The organism is Cupriavidus sp. UYPR2.512, from assembly GCF_000379565.1.
Classification (GTDB): Bacteria; Pseudomonadota; Gammaproteobacteria; order Burkholderiales; family Burkholderiaceae; genus Cupriavidus.
Genome location: NZ_KB902859.1, coordinates 1 through 11367, shown reverse-complemented (window position 1 = coordinate 11367; position 11367 = coordinate 1). Strand labels below are relative to the sequence as shown.

Here is an 11367-nt window from a genome sequence, read left to right as displayed (position 1 = left end):
TACACTTTGCTACAGATTTTGTCCGTCTCGGTTTTCGAGAAAACCCCTATTTCACAGGCCTTTCAGCCCGACTCTTCACTGTCAGAAGTTCCCGACGCCGCTAACCAATTGAATTTGTTCGAAATTTAACCGGACACTAGTGATTCGATTATGATGTGCCGGCGCGCTGCCGGCACAGACCAGTACGCGCACCATGCCGCACGACGTGAGCAATTCGCCGGCGAGCGACCGGCCGACGCGGCGAACGGGTAACCGAACCACATTTCGCGGGGGGTTTATGTCTTTCCGATCCGGGGTCAATGGCCGCCTTGCCGGCCTGCTGGTGGCGTGCGCCATCGGCACGGGTGGCGCATCGGGCGCTGCCTTCGCAGCCAACACGGCGGGCACCGCCGCCACATCCGAAAACGGCGTCACTGCCGACACCATCCTGCTGGGCCAGTCCGCCGCGCTGACCGGCCCGACCGCCGTGCTCGGCAAGCAGATGAACTCGGGCGCGCGGCTGTATTTCGATCATATCAACCAGGAGGGCGGCATCTACGGCCGCAAGATCCGGCTGGAGGCGCTGGACGACTACTACGAGCCCGAGCCCGCCGCCAGGAACACCAAGAAGCTGATCGAGGAGGACCGCGTCTTCGCCCTCTTCGGCTATGTCGGCACGCCCACCAGCCAGGCCGCGCTGCCGCTGGCAATCCAGGCCAGGGTGCCGTTCTTCGGCCCGTACACCGGGGCGCAGTCGCTGCGCGAGCCGCGCAGCCGCTACGTCTTCCATGTGCGCGCCGGCTACAACGAGGAAACCGCGGCCATCCTGCGCCAGATCCGGACCACCGGGCTCAAGCGCGTGGCCGTGGTCTACAACGAGGACGCCTACGGCAAGGCCGGACTGGAAGGTCTGGAGCGCGCGCTCAAGGCCGCGCCCGACAGCGGCGTGCAGATCGTCGCGCGCGAGCCCGTGGTTCGCAACACCACGGAAATCGGCGACGCCATACAGGGCTCGATGAAGGCCCGGCCCGACGCCGTGGTGATGATCAGCGCCTACCGCACCGTCGGCGCCTTCGTGAAGGAAGCGCTGCGCCGCGGCTACAACGGCCAGTTCTACAACGTCTCCTTCGTCGGCACGCAGGCGCTGGCCAACGAGGTCGGCGCGCAGGGCAGCGGCGTGATCATCTCGCAGGTGATGCCGCACCCGGGCAACGCCACGCTGCCGATCGTGCGGGAGTACCTGCGCCTGCTGCAGGCCGCCGGCAAGCCCAGCGAATTCGATTACGCCAGCATCGAAGGCTTCATCGCCGCCAAGGCCTTCACCGAAGGCCTGCGCCGCGCCGGCAAGGACCTGACGCGCGACAAACTGGTGACCGCGCTGGAGTCAATGCGCAGCTATGACCTCGGCGGATTTATCGTCAACTTCACGCCGGAGAACCACGTGGGTTCGAAGTTCGTCGAGATGACGATCATCAATTCGAAGGGCCAGGTGATCCGCTGACGCGCTCAGCGTGACCGCATGTTGTCTCCCCTCTCCCATAAGGGGAGAGGGGAGACAACCAGTGCGGGTTGAGGCGCCCTACTCCATGTCGTTCAGGTGACACGCCGAGAACCGCATCGGCGCAATCTCCTTGAGCAGCGGCTGCTCTTCCCGGCAACGCGGCATCGCATGCGGGCAGCGCGGGTGGAAGTGACAGCCCGGCGGCGGGTTCAGCGGCGACGGGATCTCGCCGCGGATCGCCACATAGGTCTTGCGAGCCACCTCCAGCTTGGGAGCCTCCGCCAGCAGGGCCTGCGTATAAGGATGGTTGGGCGCGGCGAACACGTCTTCGGTCGGCGCGGATTCCACCACCCGCCCCAGGTACATGATCACCACGCGGTCGCTGATGTGCTTGACCACGCCCAGGTCGTGGCTGATGAACAGGTAGGTCAGGTTCAGGTCTTCACGCAGGCGCATGAACAGGTTCAGCACCTGGGCCTGGTCGACACGTCCAGCGCCGCCACCGACTCGTCGCACACCAGGAACTCGGGCTTCACCGCCAGTGCCCGGGCAATGCCGATGCGCGCGCGCTGCCCGCCCGAGAACTGGTGCGGAAAGCGCCGCAGCACGGTCGGGTCCATGCCCACGCGCACCAGCATGTCTTCCACATAGCCTTTCTGCGCGCCGCGCTCGACCATGCCGTGCACCACCGGCGCCTCGCCGACGATATCCAGCACGCGCAGCCGCGGATTGAGCGAGGCGTACGGGTCCTGGAAGATCATCTGGATCGCCAGCTGCTTCTCGCGGCGCTTGTCGGGCGGCAGGTGGTCCAGGTTGGTGCCGCGCCACAGGCGCTCGCCCTCGGTCAGGCTATGCAGACCCACAGCCATGCGCCCCAGCGTGGACTTGCCGCAGCCGGACTCGCCGACCAGGCCCACCACCTCGCCGGCACGGATGCTCAGGTCGACGCGGTCGACCGCGTGCACCACCTCTTCATGCGCATGGGCGCCGAACAGGTTCGCGATGCGCGCGGCCGCGTCGAGCGACTTGACGAAGCGCTTGGACACGCCGCGCAGTTCCAGGATCGGCGCGCCCGGCGTGGCCCCCTCTTCAGCGGCAGGATTCGTCATCGGTCGGGATTGCAGTTCAGTTGCGCTCATGCCGCCTCCTGGTTGGCCAGCACCGGATGGAAGCAGCGCAGGCGGCGGCCGTCGGCAGCGGTTTCCAGCGGCGGCTCGGTCTTGCAGGCAGCGCTGGCGTAGGGGCAGCGTTCACGGAAGGCACAGCCGCCCGGCAGGTTCAGCAGCGACGGCGTCATGCCCGGGATCTGCCGCAGCGGCGTGCCGCGCGGATTGCGCGACGGCGCCGAGCTGATCAGCCCGTGGGTGTACGGGTGCTCGGGGTGTTCCAGCACCTGGCGCACGTCGCCCGCCTCGACGATCTTGCCGGCGTACATCACGCACACGGTATCGGCCAGCCCCGCCACCACCGACAGGTCGTGCGTGATCCAGATCAGCGCCGTGCCCGATTCGCGGCACAGGGTCTGCATCTCGTACAGGATCTGGCCCTGGATGGTGACGTCCAGCGCAGTGGTCGGTTCGTCGGCAATGATCAGGTCGGGCTTGTTCAGCAGCGCGATCGCGATCGCCACGCGCTGGCGCATGCCGCCCGAGAACTGGTGCGGATAGGCCTGCAGGCGCTCGTCCGGCGACGGGATGCCGACCCGCGCGAGCGCATTGCGGGCACGTTCGCGCGCCACCGCCTTGCCCACGTTCTCATGGGCCAGCACCGCCTCGATCATCTGCGTGTCGATGCGCAGGACCGGGTTCAGCGTCATCATCGGGTCCTGGAAAATCATCGCGATACGGTTGCCGCGCACGTCGCGCTGCTGCGCCGGGGTGAGCGCGCGCAAGTCGCGCGTGACGCCGTCGCGGCTGGTCAGCGCGATGCGGCCGTCGACGATCTTCCCGGGCGGGTCGATCAGGCCCATGATCGAATAGCCCGTCATGGACTTGCCCGAGCCGGACTCGCCCACCAGCCCCATGATCTCGCCGCGGCCCACGGTGAAGGATACGTCGTCGACGGCCTTGGCGATGCCGCCGCGCGTATGGAATTGCGTTTTCAGGTGTTCGACCACCAGTGTCGGTTGTGCCATGTTCCGCTCCTTCCTTATTGCGTCTGCAGGCGCGGGTTCAGTACGTCACGCAGTTGGTCGGCCACCAGGTTCATCGCCACGATGGTGACCACCAGCGCGATGCCGGGGAAAAAGCTGATCCAGTACTTGCCCGACAGCATGTACTGCTGCCCGTTGGAAATCAGCGAACCGAGCGACGGCTCGGTGACCGGCACGCCCAGCCCGAGGAAGGATAGCGTCGCTTCCAGAGTGATGGCCGATGCCACCTGCAGCGCCGCGATCACGATCAGCGGCGGCAGGCAGTTGGGCAGCAGGTGGCGGAACATGATGCGCGTGGGCGACAGGCCCAGGCAGGTGGCCGCCTCGATGTATTCCTTGCGGCGCTCCACCAGCGCGGCGCTGCGCGTGGTGCGCGCGTAGTAGGCCCACTGCACCGCCACCAGCGCGATCACGATATTGCCCAGCCCCGGACGCAGGAACGCCAGCAGGATCAGCGCCAGCAGGATCGGCGGGAACGACAGCTGCAGGTCGGCCACGCGCATGATGAAGGCCTCGGTGCGTCCGCCCAGGAAACCCGCCAGCAGGCCAAGCGTGCCGCCCAGCAGCAGCGCGATCACGGTGCTGACCACGCCCACGCCGATACTGATGCGCAGGCCGAACATCACCGCCGACAGGATGTCGCGGCCCTGCTCGTCCGAGCCCAGCAGGAAGGTCATGCCGCTGCCGGCCTGCTCGCCCGGCGCCAGGCGCGCGTCGAGCACGTCCAGCGTGGCCAGGTCATAGGGGTTCTGCGGCGCCAGCCACGGTGCCAAGATGGCGATCAGGATAATGGTTACCAGCGTGGCCAGCCCAGCCACGGCAATCTTGCTGGAGAAGAACTCCGCGGCAAAACGCCGCCACGGCGATTGCTCGCGCGCCGCGGCGGGCGGCGGCGTCTTGTCCTCTTGTTCCACAGATACGGCACTCATGGCTCAGCCCTTGTTGTCGGCAATGCGCACGCGCGGATCGAGCATGCTGTAAAGGATGTCCACCACTAGGTTGATCAGGATGAACAATGTCACGATCACCATCAGGTAGGCGACGATCACCGGCCGGTCCAGCAGCTGGATCGAGTCGATGATGAGCTTGCCCATGCCGGGCCAGGCAAAGATCGATTCCGTCACGATGGCAAAGGCGATGATCGAGCCGAACTGCAGCGCGATCACGGTGACGATCGGGATCAGGATGTTCTTCAGCACGTGCACGCCGACAATGCGGGTGTTAGACAGCCCCTTGGCGCGCGCGAACTTGACGTAGTCCTGCAGCATCGCCTCCTGCGTGCCGGCGCGCGTGAGCCGGATCACCATGGCGATGTTCAGCAGCGACAGCGTCACCGCCGGCAGGATCAGGTGGCGGATGCCGTCGGCGGTCAGGAAGCTGAGCGAAATGCCGAGCACGCGCACGGTCTCGCCGCGCCCGTTCGAGGGCAGCCAGCCGAGCTGCACCGCGAACACCATGATCAGCATCAGCCCGACCCAGAAGGTGGGCAGCGAGAAGCCCAGGATCGACACCGTCATGATCGATTTGCCGGCGATGCCCTTGGGCCGCAGCCCGGCCCACAGCCCCAGCGGGATGCCCAGCACGATCGCCAGCAGGATCGCGCAGATGGCCAGTTCCATGGTGGCGGGCATGCGCTCGAAGATCAGCTTGAGCGCCGGCGTGCCGTGCGCGAACGAGGTGCCCAGGTTGCCTTGCAGCGCATTCTGCAGGAAGACCCAGTACTGCTCCCACAACGGCTTGTCCAGGCCAAGCGCCGCGATGGTGCGCTTGATGTCCTCCTGGTCGGCCTGCGGGTTGATCAGGATGTCGACGGGATTGCCGATGGCAAAGACGCCGAGGAAAACCAGCAGCGACATGACGAAGAGCACGACCACGCTCTGCATCAGGCGCCGGATGATAAAGACCAGCATGTTCGAACCACTTTCCTTTCGCGCACGAATGCACGCCACGCCCGGGCCGCGCCGTGGCGCTTCCCGGGTGTGGCGCGGCAGCCATGCGCGGCACCGCAAACTCGGCCAGCAGACAATCCGCCGGCCGAGGCTCCTGTCTGGGCTGACCTGAGCTTACTGGGGCTTGAAGTTGTGCGCGTAGGTGCGCTCGTCGGTACGCGGCACGTAGACGATGCCCTTTTGCGTGGCCCAGGTGGTCACCTGCTGGTGGATCGGGATGATACCGCCATCGTTGATCGCGATTGCGGTGGCCTCCTGCAGCAGCTTGGAGCGCTCGTTGTCATCCACGGTGGACAGCGCCTTTTCCAGCACCACGTCCATCTTGGGGTTGCAGTACTCGCCCCAGTTAGTGGTGCCGAAGCCCTTCTTGCTGTCCTCGCACGCCAGCAGCGCGCGCAGCGGCGAGCTGACCTCGCCGGTCTGCGCGCCCCAGCCCAGCAGCCCGAACGACCACTCGTGCTTGATGCCCTTGGACGAGTACGTTGCCATCGGCATGCCTTCGACCTTGGTGGCGATGCCGATGCGGGTCAGGTTCTGCGCAATGGTCTGCGCGATCTTCTCGTCGTTGACATAGCGGTTGTTGGGCGTGTGCAGCGTCACGCCGAAGCCGTTCGGGAAGCCCGCGTCGGCCAGCAGCTTCTTGGCGCCCTCGGGGTCGTACTTGACCGTCTTCAGGTTGGGGTTGTAGCCAAACAGCGTCGGCGGCACCAGGTTGTTGGTCGGCTCGGACAGGCCTTCCATCAGGCGGTCCTTGATGCCCTGCCGGTTGATCGCCATGCTGATGGCGTTGCGCACGCGCGCGTCCTTCAGCGGGTTCTTGTCCATCGGCGCGCCTTCCTTCGTGGTGACAAAGGGCGACTTGTCGCGCTTGGCATCGAAATACAGGTAGATCACGCGGTGCGAGATCTTGGAAAAGAACGACAGCTTGGGATCTTTGCGCACCTTGGGCAGGTCAGGCGTGGGCACGTTCTCGATCGCCTGCACGTCGCCCGACAGCAGCGCCGCCAGGCGCGTCGCCGGGTTGGGGATGAAGCGCAGCGTGACCTTGTCCCAGGCCGGCTTGGCGCCCCAGTAGTCGTTGTTGCGCACCAGCTCGACCCGGTCGTCGCGGGCATAGCTGACGAACTTGAACGGCCCGGTGCCGACCATGCCCTTGCCCTGCGCGAAGTCATCCGAGCTCAGCCCCTGCGTCGCCTTTTTCTGCACGATGAAGATCGACGTGAGGTCGTTCAGCATCAGCGGATAGGGCTGGTTGGTGGTCAGCTGGATGGTGTGCTTGTCGATGATCTTCTTGTTGACGATCGCCTTGGTGTAGACATCGAACTTGCCAGGGCTGTTCTGGATGGTGGCCGGGCGGTCCAGCGACCAGATCACGTCTTCGGCGGTCAGCTCGGAGCCGTCGTGGAATTTCACGCCCTTGCGGATCTTGAATTCCCACGTGAGGTTGTTGACCAGCTTCCATGACTCGGCCAGGCCCGGGATGATGCGGCTGTCGGGATCCATCTTGGTCAGCGAGTCGAAGATGTGCTCGGAGACGTTGATATTGGAGAACAGGTTGTAGAAGTGCGGATCCATCGAGGTCGGCGGCGAACTCATGGCCAGTTTGAGATCCGCGGCCTGGGCGGTGCCGGCAAGTGCGAGGCCAAGGGCCCCCGCTACCGCCACCACGCCAATTGCCTTCTTGAAAGTGCGAAGGGACATCGCGCAATGCTCCCTGTAGGAAGTGAAGCAGACGTTTTAGGATCGGCAATGCGCGCGCGCAGCGGGTCACGAGCGGCGCTGCTTTTTGGTGCGATGGCGCATCAAAAAGCGACGGAATTGCCGGCCGGGCACTTCAAGCATGAACTGTTCCAGCAGTGCGCATGTCACGGCAATGCGGGGAAACCCACCCGCGCTGGCATATTGCACTGCGCCAACCGGGCAACCGCGCAGGAAATCGCCACATTTTGGCGCTTTCGCGGGAGGCATCGTATGATCGGGGTATCCCATCGCTAACGCCTTTGACTCCGAGGCAGCCCGGCATCATGAAGCTCATCCCTGAAATCCTGCAGGCACAAGCCGAAATCCGCGCGATCCGGCGCGACATCCACGCCCACCCTGAACTCTGCTTCGAAGAGCAGCGCACCGCCGACGTGGTCGCGCGCAATCTGGAATCGTGGGGCATCGAAGTCCATCGCGGCCTGGGCACCACCGGCCTGGTCGGTGTGATCCGCAACGGCAACAGCCCGCGCGCCATCGGCCTGCGCGCCGACATGGACGCGCTGCCGCTGCAGGAAGCGAACACCTTTGATCACCGCTCGCAGCACACCGGCAAGATGCACGCCTGCGGCCACGACGGCCACACCGCCATGCTGCTCGGCGCGGCGCGCTACCTGGCGCAGCACAAGCCGTTCGACGGCACCGTGCACCTGATCTTCCAGCCGGCCGAGGAAGGCGGCGGCGGCGCCCGTGAAATGATCAAGGATGGGCTGTTCGAGCGCTTTCCGTGCGACGCGGTGTTCGGCGTGCACAACTGGCCGGGCATGCCGGTCGGCACGTTCGGCACGCGCGCGGGCCCGCTGATGGCATCGAGCAACGAGTTCCGCATCGTGGTGCGCGGCAAGGGTGCGCATGCGGCCATGCCCAACAACGGCAACGACCCGGTCTTCACGGCGGCGCAGATCGTGTCGGCGCTGCAGGGCATCATCACGCGCAACAAGCGCCCGATCGATACCGCGGTGATCTCGGTCACGCAGTTCCACGCGGGCGACGCCACCAATATCGTGCCGGACCAGGCCTGGATCGGCGGCACGGTGCGCACGTTCACGGTGCCGGTACTGGACCTGATCGAACGGCGCATGGAAGAAGTGGCGCGCGCGGTGGCGGCGGCATTCGACTGCACCATCGAATACGAATTCCACCGCAACTATCCGCCGACCATCAACAGCGAGGCCGAGACCGGCTTTGCCTCCGCGGTCGCCGCCGAACTGGTCGGTGCGGACAACGTCGACAGCAACGTCGAGCCCACCATGGGCGCCGAGGATTTCTCGTTCATGCTGCAGCACAAGCCCGGCTGCTACCTGTTCCTGGGCAACGGCGACGGCGGCCATCGCGACGCCGGCCATGGCATCGGGCCCTGCATGCTGCACAACCCGAGCTACGATTTCAACGACGAACTGCTGCCGGTCGGCTCGACGTTCTTCGTGCGGCTGGTGGAGAAGTGGCTGGCGCCTGCGTGACCTTACGTACCTGAGCGCAGCACAACGATAACAACAGGGGAGCATCCGCGATGGGCCACCTGGCGCTGGATCGCGAGACAGCGCGCAGCTTCGCGCGCGTGGCGCTGGACAATATCCTGCGCCGCTATCCGTACAAGCTGGACCACATGATGGCCAGCGCCGGTGACCTGGCCGAACCTGCGGCCTGGCATCCGGTCTTCTGCGGCAGCTACGACTGGCACTCCAGCGTGCACATGCACTGGTTGCTGGTGCGGCTGCTGGCGCTGTCGCCGGACCTGGAGGAGGCGCCCCGCATCCGCGAAACGCTGGATGCCCAGCTGCGCCCAGAGCACATCGCGGTCGAGCTGGCCTACTTCCAGCGGCCCCATTCGCGCACCTTCGAGCGTCCCTATGGCTGGGGCTGGATGCTGAAACTGCAGGCGGAGTTGCTGGCGCTGGCGCGCCAGGACGCCCAGGCTGCCACCTGGGCCGAGGCGTGCGCGCCACTGGCATTGCACCTGTCACGGCAACTCGCGGATTTCCTCGATGCAGCGGTATTCCCGGTGCGCACCGGCACCCATTACAACAGCGCCTTCGCCCTGGTGATGGCCATGGCCTATGCACGCACGCACCAGGACCTCACCTTGCGGCGCGCCATCGTGCGGCGGGCCCACCGCTGGTTCGGACATGATCAGAAGTACCCGGCGCGGTATGAGCCCGGCGGCGATGAATTCCTGTCCGGCGGGCTGACCGAAGCCGTGCTGATGCACGCCGTGATGGACGGCTGCGCGTTTTCAGAATGGTGGGAGCTGTTCGTGCCGGGGCAGGTGGAACTGGCCAACTGGCTGACGCCGGTCGAAGTGACCAATCGCAGCGATCCCAAGACCTCGCACCTGGACGGACTCAACCTGTCGCGCGCCTGGTGCTGGCGCATGCTGGAGCCCGCCCTGCCCGAGCCGCTGCGGCCGCTGGCCATCCGGGCGTGGTCGGACCATCTCGAGGCCTCGCTGCCGCAGGCGGTCGAGGGCGAGTATGTGTCCACGCACTGGCTGGCCTCGTTCGCGCTGCTCGCGCTGGCCGAACCCATCGGCGGCTGAGGGCGCCGCCGGGGCGCTTCAGTCCAGCGCGATGTCGCCGTACCAGGACTCGGCCTTGCTCTTGGTGTTGTCGGTATCGGTCATGATGCCCACGGCGATGACCCGGCCGGGGTCGGTCCCGAAGGCCTTGCGGTAGTCGGCGCGCAGGTCGCGCTCATGGCAACGCCACTCATTGGCGTGCTTCATGCCGCTATCCACCACGATCATGCGCACTCGGTCGGTGTGCGGATTTTTCACCAATGAGCCTTCCGCGCGCCGTCCGCCCCAGATATACATCAGCGTGGCGTAGGGCATATCGCGGCCGGTGGTCAGCCGCGCCATCTCGTACATCAGCTGGTCTTTCAAGGGCAGGGCACCCTTGTCGCCGTCGAAGGCGACAAACAGGCGCAACGGCGAGTCCTCGCGCGGGCCGAGGCTGTTGTCGGCATTGCGGTGATGCTGCTGGTCTTCCAGGTCCAGCGCAGCATGCCGGCATCGCGCTCGCGCAGTGGCACATACAGGCCGGAGGCCGAGCTTTCGGCCTGCGCATGGACGACCACGCGCTGGTCGACCTCCGCCATCGAATAACGGGTCGGCGTCTTGTTGCGGTTGATGGTCCACGGCTGCCAGCCGACCGGCAACTGGTCGCGATGCGGTGAGACCGAGAACAACGGCAGCGTGGCCAGGGTTGGCGGCGGCGCGGCATCGGCGACTTCGCCGTCATCACCCGCCTCGGCTTCCGCCGCACTGGTGTTGGCGGCAGCCAGCGGGTCGGGCGACGGCACCGCAGGCACCGCCGGGTCCGTCTGCGCTGCCGCGTACGCGGCCATGCGCCGGGCGAACGCCTGGCAATCTATCGCGGAAGTCCCGGCCATATTGGCCGTGTCACCCGGAGGAACCGCCGAAACAGGGGGAGTGGATGCGCATCCTGCCAGCAGCAGCGCGCCGGCGGCCCCAGTCAAAACCAGCCGAAACACCTTGGCCGTCATGTAACCCCTCGAAACCCGAATCCGGACCTGCTCTGTCGGCAAGGGTCCGGCTATTGCTCACTACTTGCTGCAAACACGCGTTGCAACCGCCTTCGTGCCGCATGTGGGCACTTGGGTGTCGACCATAGCAGAAGGCCGGCAGTCCCGGAATGCTCGGCGACCCGCGATGCGGCATGAAAACAACGAGGACACGCATGCCTGCGACGGCCACGGCATTTCCGCCGCGCCAAAGCAAAAACCCCCAGCCTTTTGGGGCTGGGGGTTCTGCAGTATAAGAGCCTGGCGATGACCTACTTTCACACGGGAATCCGCACTATCATCGGCGCGGAGCTGTTTCACGGACCTGTTCGGGATGGGAAGGGGTGGTTCCAGCTCGCTATGGTCACCAGGCATGAGGGGTTGTGACGCTGGGGGTTGAAGCCAGCGTCACGAATAGGGATGTAGTCTTGGTTGTGCGTATTGTGCCAACCGAGGGCACAGGCGAATCACTCACCAGGCAAAACACACTGGTTATAGGATCAAGC

General features: G+C 65.7%; 8 protein-coding genes, 1 rRNA gene and 3 pseudogenes. 4 read left to right on the top strand and 8 right to left on the bottom strand.

What is annotated here, in order from left to right:
* Both A3A5_RS44420 and A3A5_RS0105650 read left to right on the top strand, forming a co-directional pair.
* A pseudogene (locus tag A3A5_RS44420) lies at positions 1-129 on the top strand (IS4 family transposase); the annotation flags it as partial.
* Positions 130-277: 148 nt separating this feature from the next.
* The gene (locus A3A5_RS0105650; protein ID WP_018309638.1) at positions 278-1480 is read left to right on the top strand and encodes an ABC transporter substrate-binding protein; all 1203 of its coding nucleotides are present in this window, start codon (positions 278-280) and stop codon (positions 1478-1480) included.
* A 78-nt stretch (positions 1481-1558) separates the two neighbouring features.
* On the opposite strand, the pseudogene A3A5_RS37695 reads toward A3A5_RS0105650, so the two are convergent.
* The 6 genes and pseudogenes from A3A5_RS37695 to A3A5_RS43010 all read right to left on the bottom strand — a co-directional run bounded on the left by A3A5_RS37695 (position 1559) and on the right by A3A5_RS43010 (position 7570).
* Positions 1559-2589 (bottom strand): annotated as a pseudogene (locus tag A3A5_RS37695) (ABC transporter ATP-binding protein).
* 26 nt (positions 2590-2615) lie between these two features.
* Positions 2616-3614, bottom strand: coding sequence for an ABC transporter ATP-binding protein (locus A3A5_RS0105640; protein ID WP_018309637.1), 999 nt, complete (start codon positions 3612-3614; stop codon positions 2616-2618).
* A 14-nt stretch (positions 3615-3628) separates the two neighbouring features.
* Positions 3629-4561, bottom strand: coding sequence for an ABC transporter permease (locus A3A5_RS0105635; RefSeq protein ID WP_051108487.1), 933 nt, complete (start codon positions 4559-4561; stop codon positions 3629-3631).
* A 3-nt stretch (positions 4562-4564) separates the two neighbouring features.
* Positions 4565-5542 (bottom strand): ABC transporter permease, encoded by a 978-nt coding sequence (locus tag A3A5_RS0105630; protein WP_018309635.1) that lies wholly within the window; start codon positions 5540-5542, stop codon positions 4565-4567.
* Between the two features lie 153 nt (positions 5543-5695).
* Positions 5696-7282 carry an ABC transporter substrate-binding protein gene (locus A3A5_RS0105625; RefSeq protein WP_018309634.1) on the bottom strand — a complete coding sequence of 529 codons (1587 nt, stop codon included), beginning with the start codon at positions 7280-7282 and terminating at the stop codon, positions 5696-5698.
* A gap of 66 nt (positions 7283-7348) precedes the next feature.
* A complete protein-coding gene (locus tag A3A5_RS43010) occupies positions 7349-7570 on the bottom strand; it encodes a hypothetical protein (protein ID WP_157637141.1) in 222 nt (73 codons plus the stop codon).
* Between the two features lie 35 nt (positions 7571-7605).
* On the opposite strand from A3A5_RS43010, the gene A3A5_RS0105620 reads away from it, so the two are divergent.
* Positions 7606-8799 carry a M20 aminoacylase family protein gene (locus A3A5_RS0105620; protein WP_018309633.1) on the top strand — a complete coding sequence of 398 codons (1194 nt, stop codon included), beginning with the start codon at positions 7606-7608 and terminating at the stop codon, positions 8797-8799.
* Between the two features lie 50 nt (positions 8800-8849).
* Positions 8850-9875, top strand: coding sequence for a DUF2891 domain-containing protein (locus A3A5_RS0105615; protein ID WP_018309632.1), 1026 nt, complete (start codon positions 8850-8852; stop codon positions 9873-9875).
* A gap of 18 nt (positions 9876-9893) precedes the next feature.
* On the opposite strand, the pseudogene A3A5_RS37690 reads toward A3A5_RS0105615, so the two are convergent.
* Positions 9894-10843: pseudogene (locus A3A5_RS37690) on the bottom strand (DUF3047 domain-containing protein).
* Positions 10844-11120: 277 nt separating this feature from the next.
* A 5S ribosomal RNA gene (rrf, locus tag A3A5_RS0105605) occupies positions 11121-11233 on the bottom strand.
* Between the last annotated feature and the right edge of the window lie 134 nt (positions 11234-11367).